This window comes from Peribacillus simplex (assembly GCF_030123325.1).
GTDB classification, from domain to species: Bacteria; Bacillota; Bacilli; order Bacillales; family DSM-1321; genus Peribacillus; species Peribacillus simplex_D.
Genome location: NZ_CP126106.1, coordinates 3,298,749 through 3,318,825 on the forward strand (window position 1 = coordinate 3,298,749; position 20,077 = coordinate 3,318,825).

Below are 20,077 nucleotides of genomic sequence, written 5' to 3' on the forward strand. Positions count from 1 at the left end.
TCACTTTTTATTCTTCCATTTTCAATTTCACTAACCCGTGTTCTTCAATATGAAGATGATATTTTTCCTCGAGCTCCATGATACGTTTAAACGCTTCCTCCCGGGTGTATTCATGTTTTTTTGACTCCTCGGCAAACTCTTTTCTAGCCAAATGGTAAGCAAGCTTATCCCTGAACACTCCTTCTTCATACTCATTTATGACTTCATGAAGTTGCTCCTCCAATTCCCTGCTTATATCATAAATTTCATATTCCTTCACAAACTGTACTCCTTCCATGCCAAAATCTTTGGCAAAGGAATTGAGATACTGTTCCACTTCACTGAACTCTTTATTATCTACAGTATCGGAAGCAACCCAATATCCGTACTGAACCATTTTGAATAATGTCTCATACTGTTTCTTGGTAAAATTGATTTTCATTGTCGATACTCCTTTTCCGGTTTCCTTACAACAAAAAGAATAAACCGCAATGGAACAAAAGTCCAATGCGGTTTATTCTCAATCCAATATTTCCGTTACAGAAAAATAAGCTGCTTTTTCCGTATCTACGACATAATGGCAATCGCCTTTAACTAAATTATAATAACGGTGCTTTTGAATATTTGATATCATTTGAGTTGAGTCATCGCCTTCAACATCATGCTCTAGTTCTTTGCCTCCCGGAAAATAAAAACTAACTTTCAATTTCATCTTTCTCATCCTTCCCCTCATCTGGTTGAATCACTCTTTTATTTCTTATCCTTTCTCATGCAGTTTTAAACATAAATAAAATGCTTATTCACTTTTTCCATGATATTCTAGGGAAAAATACGAAAATCAGAAGGTGTTTTCATGAAGATAAGGAAAGCCGTAGAAGAAGATGTAATTGGAATAGCAAATGTACATATTAACAGCTGGAAAACGACTTATAAAGGAATCCTCCCTGAACAATATTTGTCCTCCATGAATCTGGAAGCCAAAAAGAAAAACTGGCTAAGAAATTTAAAGATGTTGCATAATGCCACCTTTGTAGCGGAAAACGCCAATGGGGAGATCATCGGTTTCGCTGCCGGCGGGCCTGAACAAACGAATGATCCGCATATTCAAGGTGAAGTATATGCCATTTATTTTTTAAAAGAATATCAACGACAGGGACTCGGCCGAAAAATGATAAAAGCGGTCATGCATGAGCTTATTGAAATGGGACATAAGAATTTAATAATCTGGGCATTAAAGGATAATCCTTCATGCGGTTTTTATAAAGCCCTTGGCGGCCAAGTGATAGCTGAAAAAACCGTTAAAATGGCAGGCATCGAGCTCACCGAAATCGGTTTCGGGTGGGAAGATATTCAGGAGATCCTTTTGCATTTGTAAGTGTATCCCGAGGAGGGTGGTTACACTCCACCCTACCCCTTTCATGTCTTGATAAGGAAAGCACTTTTCTGATTACCTAAAAAATACAGCCTGTGCAATGGCCTTGTCATTGTTACGTACAGCAATTTGATATCAAGTTCATTTCCATGGCAATATACTTCTTCCAGGGATATTGCAAATACGACATCGAATTCGAGACCTTTGGCTTGATAGGAAGGAACAATCAACGTTTTATCCTTAGGGATGTTTCCCGCTTCATTTATTAAATGAAAGCCTTGATGGAATACTCTTAGCTTCTCGTTTGCCAGTTTGCAATCTTTCATCGTTTTGGCAATAACGGCAAACGTTTTAAATCCTTCTTCTTTAAGGCTTGCAATAAGTTCGATAAGTTTTTCTTCCCAACCTTCCTTTTCAATGGTAATGAATTCTGGATTTTTGCCATGACGGACTACAGGTTCAACCTCCGGGAAATCATATGTTAATAACTGAAGTATTTCATTAGCTTGTTTCATTATTTCAACAGTTGTTCTGTAGCTTTTTTGTAATTCAGTATACGTCGCCCGAGGGAAAATACGGCTGTGAACCTCTTCCCATGTTTGAAGTCCGCGGTATGAATGGATGCCTTGTGCAAGATCGCCTACAAGTGTGAACATATCGGTATCCACTGCCGTCTTTAGTGCCTGTAACTGCATGAAGCTGTAATCCTGTGCCTCATCAATGACGACATTTTTTGCTTTGTTTTCTTTATCAACACCAAAAAGCCGCTCCTGAAGATATAATAATGCTCCTAAGTCCTCCATCTCATAACTTTTAACAGAAAATAATTTATGATTATACTCACATAATACACTGGCATCTTCAACAGTAAGTTTACCGTTGCTGTAAGAGGCAAGACGCTCCGGATCTTCGTATAACTCCTGATAATAATCCAGGAGATCCTTACTTTTGAATTGCTTAAAATACCCTTTTACGGAAGAACGGATCGCCTTTTGGATCTGTCCTATCCTTTCCTCCTTTTTATCGAGGCATTTTGTAACAAAATCCTTACGTATGACTGGATCAATATTTTTATAGAGAGCCTTCTCAATTTTGGCATCATAAAGGTCAACAACACGTTCAAGCATTGTTTTCTTTTTCAATTTCACTTCATTTTGTAAAATGGCCTTCAGTTTGTCCAGCCTGCTGTATAACGGTAAATACCAATAATCCTCTTCCAATAATCTAATGAACTTCTTAGCGGAATAGAGGCGATATTTATCACAATAAAAATCACCATTCGGATGAAAACCCCTGAAAATATCCTTTACATATTCGTCCAATATATATTTAAAGACAGGGGAGCCCTTCAGGCCTGATATCCAGACGGCTGAATCAATTTCTTCATCATCCTTTTCCAGCAATCGAGTTAATTTATCATCCGCTACAAGCTTCACTTGCTTTCCTATCGCTGCCTGAACATATTCGGAAAATGTGAATTGTTTAACCTTTTCGACACCTAATTCAGGTAAAGCTTCAGATATGTAATCAATGAACACCCGGCTCGGAGCAAGAATCATTAATTGTCGCGGATCGAACAAGTCTTTATAGTGATAGATGAAATATGAGATCCTATGTAAAGCAATTGTAGTTTTACCACTGCCCGCTGCGCCTTGGACAATGATAGGTTTATTCAAATCTGCACGAATGATTTTATTTTGTTCTTCCTGGATCGTGGTAATGATATCTGTCAATCGATTGCTGGAACTTTTGGAAAGGGACTCCTGCAATAATTCATCCGTTGTTGTTAAATCAATGTCCCTTATCTCATCCAATTCACCTTCTTCGATCATTAGCTGTCTTTTTAAAGTGATGTTCCCGCTGAATTTCTCTCCTTCAGCTTCATATTCTATTTCACCAATCCGTCCCTCATAATAGAGGTTTGCTATCGGGGATCGCCAATCGACGATGATCTGTTCCTGGCTTTCCCTCTGATAAAGCGATGTTTTTCCGAAATAAAGGACTTCGCCTCTATCACCGTCATTCCTTTCGAAATCCACTCTTGCAAAGTAGGGCTTTTTACTTGCTTTGCGCAAACTTTCCAGTTCGGTTTTGGACATCTCAAAAAAGTTGGCCGTCGTCAGCAACTGTGAATATAAGCCTGCTTCAGACCAATCGGCATCGCTAAAAGCTTCTTGCATATTCCGCTGAAACTGATCTTTGCTTGTTTCTGATGTTTTGATGACTACATCGATATAACGTTTCGTAAAATCCAGCCGCTGTCGTTCCTGTTCAAAATCAGGGTGATTACCCAATGAAACCACTTCCCCTTCCTTATTTAGTTATCAAACTCATTAAAAATGCCGATGCTAAGACGAAATGGACATTTATACTATCAGAAAAGCCAATGGTTGACAAATCTGGAGACATAGAATGATATAGTTGAAATTTCTCCTTCCCTGATATTTCATATAATTTGTAGAATGCACTAAATATTCCAGATTGGATTTTGCTATAATATGTTGACTTATGAAGGAGCATCCAAAATGCTTTCAGGAGGAGAACCATTGAATACTTTTTTTACCATTCTGGGAGTAGGAAGTTTGATTTCTACTTCATCTGATGGATATCACACAGTATCCGTTGCAATTATGTTAATGACAATTATACTATCCTCTTTATACATAATGATATGCAATGAATTTATTGTATATCATAAAGATATCAAACCCATCAAGCAGGCCTTGGAAGTCCTTCAAACCTCCTATACGACTGCTCGGAAGATTCCTACGCAGTAGCCCAACCCTGATATTGCATTACTTAGAGGCAACCATACTTAACGTCTTACTTGTTATTTTATTTATATATTGGGAAAAGCAGATTTCAGGCACTTTGGTGCTATCGGTATTGATCATTAGTGTATCTATGTCTGTGATCCAAGCTTTAATTGACTTTTTCTTATCCAGATGGCCCCGGCAAAAGGGGCGGACATCATAGAAAGATATAGTATGGGCGGGGAATTATTATAGCTGGGACCGGGCGTTAAGCATCATCATGAAAGGTATGATGGAATGGAATACCCCAATGGACTGCCAGGGGGAAGGCATACCATTATTCGGTCGGAATATTGCCGTTGCAGACGCCTTTGATGCAATGACCTCCGATAGAGCCTACCGTACAGGGATCCATGGAAAAGGCATTGGAAATCCTTGAAGATGGTATGGGCAGGCAGTGGGAACCATACCTCGCCAAATGCTTCATCAAAATGAAAAGAAAAGAGCTTTTCGATTCCGGCACTGGCATACCGAATCAAAAACGGCTGAATGATCCTGAGGGGCGAACCCTCCATAACATACAGGAATTTAATTCTAGATACATTTTTTTACAGATATAGCCTGACTAAAAACTTTTTAATGTACTTACATTAGGGTAAAGTGCTCGATTATACCTTTCCTCTACAATTGTCATCATCTCTTAACATAAATAACGTTAATTTAATATTTTATTGTAAACTGCCATTATATACTTAAATTACAATTAAATAATTTTTTTAAGAAAGTGGGTACTGTCATGGAAATAAATGAAAGACAACCAATGCTATCCCCTAAATTAATCCATGAACTTGAAACTTTATCATCCAAAACAAATATGCCTATTTCCGAACTATTGGAAATATCTGTAGCATCACTATTGGAAAAGGTGAACAATACCAAAGAACTAAATGTCGGACTTAATAATAAGGAAATGATTTTAAGAAATAAAATCATCATTAATCAAAATAAAGAGGTTTTGAATAACCAAAGCACTTGACCATATAGGTGAAGTGCTTTTTGGTTCCTAACCGCCGCTGTTCATTGATTAAATATTCTATCGTGGTTTCCAATGTAATATTTATACCTTGAATTGTAATTTACCCGCCAAAAAAATCGCATCGGATTCAAAATATAGATTTGCATAAAAAAAAAGCAGCTATTAAACTGCTTATCAATAAATCATGGTTTATTTGATGTCACGTATGTACCTGCTATGAAATCATGTATCGCTCTATGGTCTTTCCTTAGGCCGACCATGAATGCACTAACAATAAATCCTATCCCCAATGTAATGGCATATACCAAAGCAGCAACTAAATACCTCAATAACATTGTGCCTATTCCTAATTTTTTGCCGTCCATCCTTACTATGCGTATTCCCATAATCCTTTTACCGACTGTATACCCATACCAAAATATCGGGACAAGCAGCATGTATAGGAAGTCGAAGAACGTTGAAAAGTTTTCATTTTCCCAATCTCCAGTAATCAACCCGAAAATTATCGCTAATGGTAAAGATACTATTATGCCATCCAATACTCCTGCTAAAAAACGTTTCCAAAAACCTACTGAATCACTCATTTATGATCCTCCTGTCGTGTTAGTTACAGTTACCTATATTACCAATTAAAAGGTTGATACGTAATGAGTCCTTATGCCCATAAATTTCTTCGGTGAAAAAATAAAACATACTTTATACGCGACAATTTAAAAACAAAATTAAATCCTTGTGTAATTTTTGCTTATAAACGGTTGTTTTTGCTAATCTGCCTTTAATTTTCATAAGAAATAAGATACAATTTAACGAACGGCATTTAAAAATTATTGAAAACTGCTGTTTGTGTGAATCAGCGTATAACTAATGAAACAAAGTGTTGGACACGTTGAAACAAAAGTATTTTGGAGGAATGTAAATAAATGATTACAGTAAATAATGTTGGTTTACGCTATGGCGATCGTAAACTGTTTGAAGATGTTAATATAAAGTTCACGCCTGGTAACTGCTATGGCCTGATTGGGGCGAATGGTGCGGGTAAATCCACTTTCTTAAAAATCCTTTCAGGTGAAATTGAAGCGCAATCCGGCGATGTCCATATGGGGCCTGGCGAACGCCTTGCCGTTTTAAAACAAGATCACTTCGCTTATGAAGAGGAAGAAGTCCTTAAAGTTGTCATTATGGGACATGAAAGATTATATGAAGTCATGCAAGAAAAAGATGCTATTTATATGAAGGAAAACTTCACGGATGAAGACGGAATGAAAGCGGCCGAACTTGAAGGTGAATTTGCCGAATTAAACGGCTGGGAAGCTGAACCTGAAGCTTCAATCCTCTTAAAAGGCCTTGGCATTGCAGAAGACCTGCATACAAAGAAAATGGCTGAGTTGAACGGTGGCGACAAAGTTAAAGTATTGCTTGCCCAGGCACTTTTCGGGAAACCGGATGTTCTATTACTGGATGAGCCTACCAACCACTTGGACTTAAAAGCGATCAAATGGCTGGAAGAATTCTTAATCAACTTTGAAAACACTGTTATCGTAGTTTCCCATGACCGTTACTTCCTTAACAAGGTTTGTACACATATCGCGGATCTTGATTTCGGTAAAATCAAAATTTATATCGGTAACTATGACTTCTGGTATGAATCAAGCCAGCTTGCCCTTAAACTGACTCAAGATGCCAATAAGAAAAAGGAAGAAAAAATCAAAGAGCTACAAAATTTCATCGCGCGCTTCAGTGCCAATGCATCGAAATCGAGCCAGGCGACATCCCGTAAGAAATTATTGGATAAAATCAGCTTGGATGACATCCAGCCTTCTTCGCGCCGCTATCCATATGTAGGCTTTACACCTGATCGTGAAATCGGGAACGACCTGCTTCGTGTAGACGGACTCTCGAAAACGATCGATGGTGTAAAAATATTGGATAACGTCAGCTTCACGATGAATAAAGGCGACAAGATTGCATTTGTCGGTAAAGATGAGATTGCTAAAACAACAATGTTCAAAATCTTAGCAGGTGAAATCGAACCGGATAGCGGCTCATTCAAATGGGGCGTTACGACCTCTCAGGCATACTTCCCTAAAGATAATGCTGAATTCTTTGAAGGTGTCGATTTAAATCTTGTCGATTGGCTCCGTCAATATTCTCCTAATGACCAGAGTGAAAGCTTCCTGCGTGGTTTCTTGGGCAGAATGTTATTCTCTGGCGATGAAGTCACGAAAAAGGCAAGTGTACTTTCAGGGGGCGAAAAAGTCCGTTGTATGCTTTCCAAAATGATGTTAAGCGGTTCGAACGTCCTAATGCTTGATGAACCTACCAACCATCTGGACTTAGAGTCGATTACGGCATTGAACAACGGTTTGATCAGCTTTAAAGGATCTATGATCTTCTCTTCTCATGATCATCAGTTCATCCAAACTATAGCGAACCGAATCATTGAACTTACACCAAAAGGTACAGTCGATAAGCAAATGAGTTATGATGAATACCTTGAAAATGGCGAATTGCAAAAGCAAGTGGCTGAAATGTACAAATAATACTTTTATGAAAGCACATCCTTATTGGATGTGCTTTTTTCGTTCCCGATTCTTCTGCTCCATTTATTTCATATCTTTAATGTATTGAAGGTATAAAAAACACGCTGCAATAAATATAATAATATTCACCGAAAGATGGGCACTGAATAATTTCATCGATAAAAAGGTATATTGGTAAAAGAAGGAGTGAGTTAGAATTGGATGGTCATACAGTGAAAAATATTTTTGATGATACAGGATACCTTTTTTTATATGATAAATTCAGTTATCATTTTTATATATCCGGATTGTTCGATTTAGTGGAACAAGAAAAAGTAATCTCGGATTTCTTAAATTCTTATGGCTTCGACGATAAAAATCCTCTCTTTTTTGACGACTTTTCCTTTTACTTTAATTGCTTTCATTATTCCCACCAAAAACAAAAGCTGCTTAATTACTTGAAAACCGAGTATGACGAACATATTTGTTAAGTATAAAAGGCCAGATAAACTGATCCAGCCTTTAAACGAGCACTAATCAAAAAAAGGTAATAGCATATAAGTGCTACTACCTTAGACTGTAGACAAACTCGATGAAAATCGTGTTTTCTACAGTTTTTTTACGGTTTGTACAATTTGAACGTTGATTTCCTCTACAGGCACTCGCTTTCCGCGGGCGGTCCGGGAGCCTCCTCGGCACCTTTGCTCCTGCGGGGGTCTCCCCTGGACTCGCTTTTCCCGCAGGTGTCTCCCACACCCGCTCCAATCAACTTTGTTTTAACTTTTAGATGGAACCCTTTTGCCTAAAGTCTTCATTGATTTAGAATAGAATACCTACAACTTAAGGTGTTGAGGAGGATGCTTTCTAAACATGATTCTATTCAGCAAGATCAATTGGTGCAAGTGAACCATTTGGTTTGTAAATTTGACTCCCATTAATAATTCTTTATTTATCCTCTTTTGGTATAATGTGTTTTATTTTTCTTCATTTTTTCTATATTGCATTTTTCAATACATAACGAACATTTGTATTTTTATTGATATTTTTTAAAAACCTACCGTCCTTTAGATAATTTTTGAAATCACTCATACTTCATAAAGAATTCACTAATTTTTGCCAATTTCCACTTCAGTTACATCCTTCGTAAAAGAAAAAACAATTCGACCTATTACACCCAACAGTTTTTCCTCCAAGTATTGAATAACAGGGGTATGGTAATGCCCTGAAGATTCTAAAATGACCATAGGCATCTGCCCTGTCACCTCTTCTATTTCTTTTAGAAATCCTATAAAATGATCTAATTCCTCTCTAGGATGGTTAATTGAAAAGCTCTTTCCATATGGTTTAGATTGATCTAAACATGCCTGGACTTGGCTCACTCCCTTTGCCACATCCAGACCAACTACTGTATTCAGCGTTTTTTCCTCCTCTACTTACTAACCAGTACCCCCAGTCCTCCATGTAGTGTCATAGCTTCGCTTGTTATACGAGATATACGTCCCAAACAGCCTCAAACATGTTTCTACAAGTAGGAGTGGACTGTTTAGTTCACGGGATCATGTCCCCCGCACCCGAACGTACTACTCTGGCTACTGATATAATAGATTGGTGGAAATGAAGGAGGAACGGGGTTTATCCATTTCTCATACAACGATTATGCGGTGGGTTCATCAGTATGGTCCTGAATTGGACAATCGGATCCGAGTTACCTCAAACAAATAACTCTTGGAGAGTCTATGAAACATATATCAAACAGATTGATTACGGAATCAGTCTGTCCAAAATCAAAAAGAATTCCTCCATCAATTGTTTGGACTTCCAGCATAAGATACGATTCCGTTAGGAATATATGTGCTTTATTCTCTTTTACTTTTTTTGGACTTTAATTGACTTAAAAAATCCAATTCTAAAATAGTTTAAAGATATGAAAAATGGTCGAGATTTTATAAAAGATATTTCCACGCCTTGCAAATAGCCACTCTCTTATTACTTAGGCAAGTAGCTACACCCCTCAAAACTTATTTTGTATTTTGTTTGGGAAGTGTAATTTTCGCCAGCACGAAGAATAATATCTCCAAAATCTTCAAACTCAATCGCTCCTGGGGCAGCTTGGGTTTCAAATGTTATTCCACCATGTTGGATTAATTTTTCTCCGTGCATAAGTGGAACCCCTTCCACAAAGTTCGCAGTATAAACTACGATCGTAGGCTCTTCTGTGTATACCTCAACTTTTATTTTCTCGTCGGGACTAATTAATTTGGCTGCAGTTTGATGAAGTCCTGAGCACGTAAGGAAGAATGGATGGTCGATTCCTTGAACCTTATTAACTTCTGCGTCAATGGCTTCAAAGGTTGATTTTAATTTCTTCGGGGTTCGAAAATCATAAGGCGTGCCAATTGTGCTTCGCTTTTCCCCAGTTACCGTGGTATCGTCATTTACTGGTGCAAATTCTTCAGAAAAGATTTGTAAGGAATGATCATCGATTGGATTGCTGGGATGCCCTGTTAAGTTAAAATAGACGTGATTGGTCGGATTGAAAATTGTGTCTTTATCACTTTTTGCTTGATAGCTCACTGACCAAATATTTAAGTTGTCTAATGTATAAGTCACACTTACTTTCAAATTCCCTGGAAATCCATTCTCGCCATCAGGTGAGTGGGTTGAAAAGATGATCGATGCACTTTCATCCGTCTCCTTCACTTCATAATCCCAGATTTTTTCATCGAATCCAGGGTTGCCACCGTGTAATGTATTCCCTAATTGATTTACAGATGTTTGGTAACGTGATTCACCAATTGAAAATTCGCCATTTTTTATTCTTCCAGCGACTCTTCCTATGGTTGCTCCATAATATGTTTCTTTTTTGTAATCCTCAAGCGAGTCAAATCCCAATACGATATTAGTACGACCCGTTTCCGTTAGGACGAACAGATTGACGATTCTTGCACCAAAGTTTGTAACTTCCATTCTTACTCCATGATCATTTTCTAAAGTAAACAGCAAGACTTCATTTCCAAACGAGCTTTGTGATGCTTTCATTTTTTCGGCTCCTTCCCTATTAAATTCCTTCATATAAATAAAGCTTAAAAACCATGAATTGCACAAAAAGTTCATCAAACATTTTTAATAGTTGAAAAGCCGAAGTAGCAACTTCGGCCTTAAGACAGGGAATCATATGAGTAAATCAACATGTTCATGATGTGTATGTGTAGATCATAAATACAGAAGTATTTTCCCTTATGACCCCCTGATTAAAAATGCATGCTTAGCTTCTTTGAATTCTGCTCCAAATATCATAGGTCTAAATTAAGCACTTTTCCCCTTAGTTTGTCTACTTTCTCCAATTTTTTCAATTTCCTCCAAAGTATGACCTCGAGTCTCAGGAACGCATGTCCGGATAAATAAAACACCAAGTAAACAAATAGCACCAAAGATTGCAAAAACAGCTTCTTGAGACATCGAAGCGGTCATGATTGGAAACAGCAATCCAACCAAGAAAGAACCTATCCAGTTAAATGATGAAGCTAATCCTGACGCACGACCGCGAATTACCAGCGGGAAAATTTCTCCAACGATGACCCAAGTTAAGGGAGCCCACGTGAATGAATAAAGTGCTACATAGATACTTAAAAAAACAACCATCATCATCGGATTTGCATTAGGAATTAATAAATTCAATATTGCCGGCAAAATAAAGGATAGCCCCATAATTGTTCCGCCTATTGTTAATAAAGTACGGCGATTAAATTTATCAGCAATCATAAGGAATATTAATGAACCTAGTACGAGAATAACCCCTTGAATAATTGGCCACATCAATACTGAGCTGGCTTCATGCCCTGTTGCCTTTTCCACAATCATAGGAATATAATAAAAAATTGCGTTTGCGCCCTGGAATTGTTGAAACGCAGCAACACCCACACCAGCAATTACTAAATAACGGTATTTATTACTTAAAAGTGTACCCCATGATGCTTTTTGATTTACCTTTGCTTCCTCTTTAACAGTTTCTTGAATTTGTGTTATTTCAGAATCAATTTGTTCTTTGTTAGAGCGAATAAAGCCCAACACCTTACGAGCTTCATCAATTTTATTGTTCTTAATTAAAAAACGTGGTGATTCGGGTAACCTTGACACTCCAATAAATAAGATCAAAGCAGGTACGGCAGCCAAACTAAGCATCAACCGCCATGCCATTGTTCCTGGCAAGTCTTTCAATAAATAAGCGACAATGTACGAAAGCAACATTCCAGAGACAATCATTGTTTGATTAATTCCTGACAGACGTCCACGTAACCGTGCAGGCGCCATTTCCGACATATAGGCTGGGACCAACGCAGAAGCAGCACCAACAGCCAACCCTAATAAAATCCGAGCAACAATCATAAAAAGGATCCCATTATGAGGGGATATTCCTGCCAAAATGGATCCAACAGCAAAAATGATAGAAGATATTAAAATCATTTTCCGCCGTCCTAAACGATCAGAAAGTTGTCCGGCCAGGGCACCTCCAAAAATAGCTCCAAACATCAACGAAGAGGTAATCCAGCCAATAGCACCAGGGTTGTTTTGAAGGTTCCAATCATGTTGCAGAAAAGGCAAAGCACCCGTCATAACGCCGATATCATAACCGAAGAGAATGCCTCCAAAAGCCCCAAAAAAATAAATGAATCCACTTGAGATTTTCTTTCCATTAACCATAAAAATTCCCTCCTCAAGGTTTTAAAATTATTTTTTTAAAAAATCCCACTACTAAAAATATTGATAGCTTTGAAAGAAAATAATACTAGTGTTTTCAAACTACAAATACATGCTAGTAGATTCATCCTAAAAGTTATTTATTAGGATGAATTCTTGGTAGTCAATGCGCTATTAAAACGCTTTCATCTTTTTCCTGAAAATCATGAACACGCTTACGAATAAAGGGATCACACTAATGGTTACTATTTTCATTCTTCAACTTCTGGAGTACCTATTTTTCCCTCCTAGGAAGCAGAGCCTCCTTGGAGGGGGAGACATTACTTAATAACTACGTATTCCAAGCCAACAAGCTTTGCATACGTTGTGATTTGGTCTGTTGTTAAATTCAATGAAACAACTGTATGGTGACCGCCACCATTCTCCAGCCAAGCTTTCACTCCATCTTGGAAGTTTGGCTTCACTTCCCAAAGCACACGGGCCACTGGAAGGTTTGGTGCTGGAATGGTTGGCTCAAATGCAGAAACTTCATTAATCAAAAGTTTATAGTTTGTACCAAAGTCAGCCATGGAAACGACGACGCCGTCTCCTGCTTTGCCGTCGAATACTAAACGTGCTGGATCTTCACGATCACCTATACCTAATGGAGATACGACGATTTTTGGTTTGTTACTTGCTAATGATGGGTCGACTTCAAGCATATGTGATTGAAGGATTGATTCCTGTCCAGCAGCTAATTCATATGTGTAATCTTCCATAAAGCCAGTTGATTGGTTATGGCTCATCACTTTCAGTAAGCGATCAAGTGCTGCCGTCTTCCAATCCCCTTCACCCGCAAAGCCATATCCTTGTGCCATCAAACGTTGGACGGCAAGACCAGGAAGTTGTTTCATTCCATGTAAATCTTCAAAGTTCGTTGTGAAGGCCGTATAACCACCATCATCAAGGAAACGTTTAATCGCAATTTCATAGCTTACCTGTACCTTTACGCTTTTCTCCCACTCTTCCCTACTGTGGGTACCATAATCAAATTCATAAAGACCTTCGTATTCTGCAAATAAAGCATCAATTTCTTCATCAGTAACCGCATTTACATATTGAACAAGGTCTCCGATTCCAAAATAGTCAACTGTCCACCCAAATTGGATTTGCGCTTCAACCTTATCCCCTTCGGTTACTCCAACGTTTCGCATGTTGTCTCCAAAGCGAGCGACCTTAATGTTGAAGCTTTCGTTATAAGCAACCGCTACGTCCATCCATTGTGCAATTTGCTGTCGCACTTCAGGGCGCTCCCAATATCCAACAACAACTTTATTTTGTTTTTTCAAACGGGCATTGATAAAACCATATTCACGGTCACCGTGAGCGGATTGGTTTAGGTTCATAAAGTCCATATCAATCGTTGCCCAAGGAATACTTTCATTGAATTGTGTAGCTAAATGAAGCAATGGTTTTTGTAATAATTTTGTTCCACGAATCCACATTTTTGCAGGTGAGAAAGTATGCATCCAAGTGATGACACCGGCAACTTCATTACGATAGTTGACTTCTTTCATGATGCTTGTGATTTTATCTGCACTAACAGCTAAATCTTGCAATACTAGTGGATAAGGTAAAAAACCGCTTTCATTTAATGCATCGGTTATCGTTTGTGCATGCGCCTTGACCTCCGCTAACGCTTCTTCCCCATATAGATGTTGTGATCCTACGACGAACCAAAATTCCTTTTTATCTGTTGTTAACATAATAAACCTCTTTTCTTAATTCTAATGGTTTGATAATTTGATAGAGTTTATCTTAATTTTGACCGTAATAAGCATATTTTCCATGTTTTCGTAAATAGTGTTTATCCAAAATATTTTGTGGTAATTCTTTTGCAAAATGATTTAATTCCCGTGTAAATAAATTCATTTTCGAAACTTCATCCAACACCACACTATTCATTACAGCGGATTTTGCATCCTTGCCCCAAGTAAACGGACCATGACCATGAAGTAAGACGCCAGGAACGGCTAAAATATCTAACCCACGCTCTTCAAATGTTTCGATGATTAACTTCCCAGTCTCCACTTCGTACCCACGATCAATCTCCTCTTTTGTTAGGTAGCGGGCACATGGGACGGATCCGTAAAATGTGTCTGCATGAGTGGTCCCCATCGCTGGAACATCAAGGCCTGCTTGAGCCCAGATTGTCGCCCAAGTTGAATGAGTATGCACAATGCCGCCGATTTCTTGGTAATACTTATAAAGTACTGCGTGAGTCGCTGTATCTGAAGAAGGCCTCAACTCTCCTTCAACAACATTGCCATCTAAATCAACAACAACCATATCACTTGCTTTCATCGTTTCGTAATCAACACCACTAGGTTTGATAACAAATAAACCACTTTCTCGATCAATGGCACTTGCATTACCCCATGTATATTTCACGAGTCCATATTTAGGCAAGTCCAAATTTGCTTGAAATACCTCTTCCTTCAGTTGTTCTAACACGTCAATCCCTCCAGTTTTCCACTCATAACATCAAATTGTCTACAGCGGCCTGCTCAATCACTAAACCCTTCCTGTATCTTTCAATAAATGCTTCAAATCCTTTAACATCTACTTGATCAGGATAAATTTCTTGCCCATCAACCTCTTCGAATACTTTTTTGTCGAGGAAGTCTTCTAAACTTTCATTTTGATCTTTATTCATCATGTAAGATGCAAGAATCGCCATTCCCCACGCGCCGCCTTCTCCTGCTGTTGACATAACTGATACTGGAGTATTCATTGCAGCGGCAACAATTTTTTGTCCAACAAGAGGGGTTTTAAATAAACCACCGTGAGCCAAAATACGATCAATTGCAACATTTTCTTCCTTTGTCAAAATACCCATTCCGATTTTTAAAGCACCGAAAGCGGTAAAAAGGTGAGTCCGCATGAAGTTTGCTAAATTGAAATGACTCTCAGGCGAGCGAACAAATAATGGCCGCCCTTTTTCTAAACCTGTGATATTTTCGCCTGAGAAATAACCATAGCTAAGCAAACCTCCACCATCTGGATCCGCTTCCAAAGCCTTATTCAACATTACTTCAAATAATTTATTTGTATCAATATTTTGTCCCATTGCCTCAGAAAACTCACGGAACAATCCCAGCCAAGCATTGAGATCACTTGAACAGTTATTCGCGTGAACCATCCCAACTGGACTTCCGTTTGGTGTAGTTACCAAATCAATTTCCGGATATACTTTTGAAAGTTCTTTCTCTAGTACAATCATGGCAAAAACGGAAGTTCCTACTGAGACATTTCCGGTACGTTTCCTCACACTATTCGTTGCAACCATTCCAGTTCCCGCATCGCCTTCTGGTGGGCAAATTGGGGTGCCAGGTTGTAAATTTCTTGATCTATCCAGGATTTTCGCTCCAATTTCGGTTAATTCACCAGCTTGCTCGCCTGAAATGTAGACTTTAGGAAGAATCTCTTTTAGCTTCCAAGGATAACCTTTAGTCTCAATTAAATCGTCAAACTGTTTGACCATTGATTCATTGTAATCTTGCGTTGATTCATCAATTGGGAACATGCCTGAAGCATCTCCAATGCCAATTGCTTTATTACCAGTCAATAACCAGTGAATGTATCCAGCCAAAGTCGTAATACAATCAATGCGAGGCAAATGTTTCTCTTCATTTAATATTGCTTGATAAAGGTGAGCAATACTCCATCGTTCAGGGATATTAAATTGAAATTGATTAGTTAATTCTTTTGCTGCAACACCAGTTGTTGAGTTACGCCAAGTTCGAAACGGAACAAGTAGCTCCCCTGTACTGTCAAAAGCCATGTACCCATGCATCATTGCAGAAAATCCAATAGAACCTATTTTTCGAATTGTAATTCCGTAATTTCGTTCAACTTCTTGCTTCAATTCACTATAAGCTGTTTGCAGACCAGTGATTATATCCACTAAGTTGTACGTCCAAATTCCATCTTCCAAGAGGTTTTCCCACTCATAACTTCCAGATGCGATGGTTTCATAACGGTTATCAATCAACACCGCTTTAATACGCGTGGATCCAAATTCGATTCCAAGTGAAGTTTCTCCCTCGTTTATCGCTTGTTTAATTTTTAATATATTCGTTTGCACGTTAATCCCCCTTCTGACAGCGCTTTCAACGAAAGGAGGCGCTTAAATTTAGTAACAATCATATTATATTTTTTTGTACGTACATTTGTCAACGGTAAATATTATTTATACTTACAACTTTCAAGAGAAATCCTCCATCCTCACCTTAAAATTAGTAATAAAGGATTTTAATGATATAAAACATAAATGGTAAATAGGGCGAATTTAATTTATGCAAAAAACATAGGTGATTTGTTTTAATTGATTCAAAATTATGTTAAAATATGTCCGCACAAATATTTTATACAACTAAATTAGAATGTAAACAACTATGAAAGAAGTGAGGTTTAATGAAACCAAAGTATCAGGTAATCATTGATGATTTAAAAAATAAAATCCTTTCAGGTGAATATAGTGTAGGGGAACAAATTCCCACTGAAACCGCCATGCAAGAAATGTACAACGTTAGCCGGCACACTGTACGAAAGTCCATTTTAGAATTATCAAACGAGGGATTCTTAAGAAGTGAAAAAGGATCTGGCACATATGTTAGTAACCAATATCAATCAAAATCTGGTGGCAATTCCAAAAATAAAACGATCGGTGTTATCACGACCTACCTTTCTGATTACATTTTCCCTTCTATTATCCGCGGAATTGAAAGAAGATTAAATGAAGATAATTATTCCTTACTATTAGCCAGTACGAATAATGATGTCGAACAAGAAAAAAAAGCCTTGGAAATGATGTTGTCATTTGGCGTGGATGGTTTGATTATTGAACCTACAAAAAGCAATCTATACAATCCCAACATCGCTTACTACCTATTGTTCAAGGAACAAGAGGTTCCATTCACCATGATTAACGCTTATTATGAAGAATTAGAAGTTCCTTTCTTTTGCCTAGATGATGTGCAGTCAAGCTACCTCGCAACAAAAGAATTGATTTCGAAAGGACATTCCCAAATTGGTCTCATTTCGAAAATGGATGATTTACAAGGAAAGTATCGAATGAAGGGATATATAAAAGCACTTGGAGAAGCCAAATTACGCTTTCAACCAGAGCAATTGCTCTCGTATACTACAGAAACGAAGCTAGACCTATACACGAACTTGAAAGGGTTCCTAAATGAAAATAGAGACGTGTTGACTGCCATTGTTTGCTATAACGACGAGGTAGGGTTGGAAGTAGCAAATGTATGCAGACAACTTGATATTTCTATTCCCGAACAATTATCAATTATTGGTCAAGACAATTCTTATATTGCGAAGAATGCCAATATCAAACTAACGACATTGACACACCCACAAGAACAAATGGGACATGATGCAGCTGATTGGGTCATTAAGAAATTACAAGGAAAGAAGGATTTACCAAACGAAACCTATTATCAACCAGTGTTAATTGAAGGCGAAACTGTCAAAGAGTTAGAAATACAATAATCTTAGTGTGTGATCAATCACTATATAAATGGAATTAAAGGTTTTTTGGAGAAATAAAATCTAAAAATTTATCTTATAAATATAAATTTTTTATGTATCAAAACCGATTAATCAACCCAAGATTTTTTTTCGTACCATAATGAAGAATAATGGAAAAAAAGAAGAGACTGTCTATTTATGAAAGGATACTGCCATCCATAGGACTTCTTAGTATCGTAACCTATTGGTCGAACTATAAAAGCCAGTCTCTAAAAAAAAGATTGAAACAAATAGAGGGAGAACTTGGTGTAAAATTATTCAATCGTGGTAGAAGAGGTGTGCATTTTACTCCGCAAGGCGAGTACCTTGCTGCATGTGCTGAGGAAACTCTTAAGTATTATCTAAAAGTAAAAGATAATTTAAGCAGCATGAGTAATGAGTATACAGGGACACTAAGGCTAGGAGTTTCTAATTTTTTCACTAAATATAAACTTCCTTTTATTTTAAAATTATTCCAAGAAAAGTATCCTCGTGTAGAAATCAAAGTAATGACTGGCTGGAGCAGTCAGGTGTATAAAGCTATCTATAATCAAGATGTTCATATAGGATTTGTTCGAGGAACTTATAATTGGAAAGAGCAGAAACACTTATTATTTGAAGAAAAAATGTGTATTGCATCGATAGAAGCTATTGATGTGAACAATCTTCCTAATAGGCCAAGAATTGAATATAAAACTGACTATGTATTAAAATCTCTAATTGATAATTGGTGGACAAAGAATTATACACAAGAACCGTTAATAAGTATTGCAGTCGATCAAGTGGATACTTGTAAAGAAATGGTGATAAATGGATTAGGTTATGGTATTTTACCTAGTCTAATACTTGATGGGATAAAAGGATTACATAAAATTGATTTAACAGATTCAAAAGGAGAGCCTATTTTACGTCGAACCTGGATGTATTATCATCAACAATCCTTAGAGTTAAATTTAGTGAGGGCATTTGTCAATTTTATAGAAGACTTAAACTTAAACTTAAATTTAAATGAAAATAATTAGCATAAGTGAATTTATTAACGATTTCTAGCCTGTTCTGCCTACCTACCCGACTTAGCGCGATTTTATGTATAAACAACGAAAAAACCTACTGAACGTAATCAGTAGGTTTTAAGGATAAATGAATATATTTCCAAACTATTAGGTAAATTCTGATCTTCTTAAGAATTAATATCCTCTTTGCTGGAAATAACTTTACCATTGTAATTATATAGAAAAAACAAGTAATAATAACAGGTAATATAGAAGATTTCATCATTCTTTTTGTGTTCTAAAATATATTTGTTCGTGCTAATTCACTTATTAAAAGAGACTTGTTGACATTGGAGAGCACCGATTACCAAAGTAAACTCTCGATAGTATGGCTCCTCACAAGCGTTTCTGGGAGAAATAAAACCTAATTTATATCTTATAAATATAAATTTTTTAATCAGGAATTGAGAAGTCCTTTTTTTCAAAACTGAAAAATTACTAACTACAGGAATGCTAAATGACCCTTTAGCTTTCCATATATGAAAAAAGAACCTCTAGTGATATACTAAAGATTCAGGATTAATAAATATATTGTAACTTTAATTAGTTAAATGAAAGTAATTAAGTTAATATATTTCCATAATACGAGATAAACGAATAGAGAAAATCTTTTGATTTTCATCCTTTAAGGAAAGGGTTTGTTCATTAAGGTTAAGTTTATGCAATTGACCCTTACATGTTTTTAATACTCCTTCTTTATAATAAATGATGGTCGTTATGCCCTTTTTTTTCAACGATTTTAAGATCATCTGATTGTCTCCTTTCTGTGTATTAAAATTATTTATTAAAAATTGTATGATAATTGATGCAATACTATGAAATCAATTAGGATATGTATATTATATAATGAAAAACGTAAGCGTTTTCATTATTGTTGTGAACAATTTGTGAAAGTTTGAACATTAGAATATTTTGGAACATCAGAATAGGCTAGGAAATGGTAAAATCCATGCTAAAAAAATGAATATTAAGTGGATCGACTTTTAGACTGAAAATAACTTAACGTATAATATCCCCGTTTTGTCGGCGGACTCCCTTATAGATTTTCTAGTCTAGAAAGAATTAAATTTCCCATTTTTTCCGAATCATCATTTGGACTATAA

The 20,077-nt window shown here is 37.0% G+C and carries 16 protein-coding genes and 3 pseudogenes; 8 read left to right on the forward strand and 11 right to left on the reverse strand.

What is annotated here, in order from left to right:
* Positions 1–7: 7 nt before the first annotated feature.
* Together QNH43_RS15510 and QNH43_RS15515 are read right to left on the reverse strand one after the other, a co-directional pair.
* Positions 8–421, reverse strand: coding sequence for a hypothetical protein (locus QNH43_RS15510; RefSeq protein WP_283914823.1), 414 nt, complete (start codon positions 419–421; stop codon positions 8–10).
* A 78-nt stretch (positions 422–499) separates the two neighbouring features.
* Entirely contained in the window at positions 500–691 is a 192-nt protein-coding gene (locus QNH43_RS15515; protein ID WP_283914824.1) for a hypothetical protein, read from the reverse strand.
* A 141-nt stretch (positions 692–832) separates the two neighbouring features.
* Here QNH43_RS15515 and QNH43_RS15520 point away from each other — a divergent pair, with 141 nt between their 5' ends.
* On the forward strand, positions 833–1,354 hold the full coding sequence (locus tag QNH43_RS15520) for a GNAT family N-acetyltransferase (RefSeq protein ID WP_283914825.1): 522 nt from the start codon (positions 833–835) through the stop codon (positions 1,352–1,354).
* Between the two features lie 41 nt (positions 1,355–1,395).
* On the opposite strand, the gene QNH43_RS15525 is transcribed toward QNH43_RS15520, so the two are convergent.
* Positions 1,396–3,645, reverse strand: a complete 2,250-nt coding sequence (locus QNH43_RS15525; RefSeq protein ID WP_434060122.1) for a HelD family protein — start codon at positions 3,643–3,645, stop codon at positions 1,396–1,398.
* Positions 3,646–4,365: 720 nt separating this feature from the next.
* Between QNH43_RS15525 and QNH43_RS15530 the strand changes: the two are divergent.
* Both QNH43_RS15530 and QNH43_RS15535 read left to right on the forward strand, forming a co-directional pair.
* A pseudogene (locus QNH43_RS15530) lies at positions 4,366–4,724 on the forward strand (HD-GYP domain-containing protein); the annotation flags it as partial.
* Positions 4,725–4,900: 176 nt separating this feature from the next.
* Positions 4,901–5,140 (forward strand): ribbon-helix-helix domain-containing protein, encoded by a 240-nt coding sequence (locus QNH43_RS15535; protein ID WP_076369834.1) that lies wholly within the window; start codon positions 4,901–4,903, stop codon positions 5,138–5,140.
* A gap of 182 nt (positions 5,141–5,322) precedes the next feature.
* Here QNH43_RS15535 and QNH43_RS15540 read toward each other — a convergent pair whose 3' ends face one another.
* Entirely contained in the window at positions 5,323–5,724 is a 402-nt protein-coding gene (locus QNH43_RS15540) for an RDD family protein (protein WP_076369836.1), read from the reverse strand.
* Between the two features lie 336 nt (positions 5,725–6,060).
* Between QNH43_RS15540 and QNH43_RS15545 the strand changes: the two genes are divergently transcribed.
* Positions 6,061–7,680 (forward strand): ABC-F family ATP-binding cassette domain-containing protein, encoded by a 1,620-nt coding sequence (locus QNH43_RS15545; RefSeq protein WP_283914827.1) that lies wholly within the window; start codon positions 6,061–6,063, stop codon positions 7,678–7,680.
* 197 nt (positions 7,681–7,877) lie between these two features.
* Positions 7,878–8,150 (forward strand): hypothetical protein, encoded by a 273-nt coding sequence (locus QNH43_RS15550; RefSeq protein ID WP_283914828.1) that lies wholly within the window; start codon positions 7,878–7,880, stop codon positions 8,148–8,150.
* Between the two features lie 693 nt (positions 8,151–8,843).
* Here QNH43_RS15550 and QNH43_RS15555 read toward each other — a convergent pair.
* Positions 8,844–9,074 (reverse strand): annotated as a pseudogene (locus QNH43_RS15555) (IS110 family transposase); the annotation flags it as partial.
* Between the two features lie 181 nt (positions 9,075–9,255).
* Here QNH43_RS15555 and QNH43_RS15560 point away from each other — a divergent pair.
* Positions 9,256–9,412: pseudogene (locus QNH43_RS15560) on the forward strand (IS6 family transposase); the annotation flags it as partial.
* Positions 9,413–9,645: 233 nt separating this feature from the next.
* Here the strand turns inward: QNH43_RS15560 and QNH43_RS15565 are convergent.
* The 5 genes from QNH43_RS15565 to QNH43_RS15585 form a co-directional block, all read right to left on the reverse strand.
* Positions 9,646–10,698 (reverse strand): aldose epimerase family protein, encoded by a 1,053-nt coding sequence (locus QNH43_RS15565; protein WP_283914830.1) that lies wholly within the window; start codon positions 10,696–10,698, stop codon positions 9,646–9,648.
* Positions 10,699–10,965: 267 nt separating this feature from the next.
* Positions 10,966–12,360, reverse strand: a complete 1,395-nt coding sequence (locus QNH43_RS15570; RefSeq protein ID WP_241593677.1) for a sugar porter family MFS transporter — start codon at positions 12,358–12,360, stop codon at positions 10,966–10,968.
* A 317-nt stretch (positions 12,361–12,677) separates the two neighbouring features.
* On the reverse strand, positions 12,678–14,102 hold the full coding sequence (gene araA / locus QNH43_RS15575) for an L-arabinose isomerase (RefSeq protein WP_283914831.1): 1,425 nt from the start codon (positions 14,100–14,102) through the stop codon (positions 12,678–12,680).
* A gap of 52 nt (positions 14,103–14,154) precedes the next feature.
* On the reverse strand, positions 14,155–14,850 hold the full coding sequence (locus QNH43_RS15580; protein WP_076369848.1) for an L-ribulose-5-phosphate 4-epimerase: 696 nt from the start codon (positions 14,848–14,850) through the stop codon (positions 14,155–14,157).
* A 22-nt stretch (positions 14,851–14,872) separates the two neighbouring features.
* Complete coding sequence (locus tag QNH43_RS15585; protein WP_283914832.1) at positions 14,873–16,483, reverse strand: xylulokinase; 1,611 nt, start codon at positions 16,481–16,483, stop codon at positions 14,873–14,875.
* A 329-nt stretch (positions 16,484–16,812) separates the two neighbouring features.
* On the opposite strand from QNH43_RS15585, the gene QNH43_RS15590 reads away from it, so the two are divergent.
* Positions 16,813–17,904 carry a GntR family transcriptional regulator gene (locus QNH43_RS15590; RefSeq protein ID WP_283914833.1) on the forward strand — a complete coding sequence of 364 codons (1,092 nt, stop codon included), beginning with the start codon at positions 16,813–16,815 and terminating at the stop codon, positions 17,902–17,904.
* A 149-nt stretch (positions 17,905–18,053) separates the two neighbouring features.
* Positions 18,054–18,944, forward strand: a complete 891-nt coding sequence (locus QNH43_RS15595; RefSeq protein ID WP_283914834.1) for a LysR family transcriptional regulator — start codon at positions 18,054–18,056, stop codon at positions 18,942–18,944.
* Between the two features lie 596 nt (positions 18,945–19,540).
* On the opposite strand, the gene QNH43_RS15600 is transcribed toward QNH43_RS15595, so the two are convergent.
* Positions 19,541–19,723, reverse strand: coding sequence for a YolD-like family protein (locus QNH43_RS15600; protein ID WP_034307388.1), 183 nt, complete (start codon positions 19,721–19,723; stop codon positions 19,541–19,543).
* Between the last annotated feature and the right edge of the window lie 354 nt (positions 19,724–20,077).

Bases quoted from the DNA above. Each gene is read 5' to 3' on its own strand.
- QNH43_RS15510 (WP_283914823.1), bottom strand. From the start codon at position 421: ATGAAAATCAATTTTACCAAGAAACAGTATGAGACATTATTCAAAATG.
- QNH43_RS15515 (WP_283914824.1), bottom strand. From the start codon at position 691: ATGAAATTGAAAGTTAGTTTTTATTTTCCGGGAGGCAAAGAACTAGAG.
- QNH43_RS15520 (WP_283914825.1), top strand. From the start codon at position 833: ATGAAGATAAGGAAAGCCGTAGAAGAAGATGTAATTGGAATAGCAAAT.
- QNH43_RS15535 (WP_076369834.1), top strand. From the start codon at position 4,901: ATGGAAATAAATGAAAGACAACCAATGCTATCCCCTAAATTAATCCAT.
- QNH43_RS15540 (WP_076369836.1), bottom strand. From the start codon at position 5,724: ATGAGTGATTCAGTAGGTTTTTGGAAACGTTTTTTAGCAGGAGTATTG.
- QNH43_RS15545 (WP_283914827.1), top strand. From the start codon at position 6,061: ATGATTACAGTAAATAATGTTGGTTTACGCTATGGCGATCGTAAACTG.
- QNH43_RS15565 (WP_283914830.1), bottom strand. From the start codon at position 10,698: ATGAAAGCATCACAAAGCTCGTTTGGAAATGAAGTCTTGCTGTTTACT.
- QNH43_RS15570 (WP_241593677.1), bottom strand. From the start codon at position 12,360: ATGGTTAATGGAAAGAAAATCTCAAGTGGATTCATTTATTTTTTTGGG.
- araA (WP_283914831.1), bottom strand. From the start codon at position 14,102: ATGTTAACAACAGATAAAAAGGAATTTTGGTTCGTCGTAGGATCACAA.
- QNH43_RS15590 (WP_283914833.1), top strand. From the start codon at position 16,813: ATGAAACCAAAGTATCAGGTAATCATTGATGATTTAAAAAATAAAATC.
- QNH43_RS15595 (WP_283914834.1), top strand. From the start codon at position 18,054: ATGGAAAAAAAGAAGAGACTGTCTATTTATGAAAGGATACTGCCATCC.
- QNH43_RS15600 (WP_034307388.1), bottom strand. From the start codon at position 19,723: ATGATCTTAAAATCGTTGAAAAAAAAGGGCATAACGACCATCATTTAT.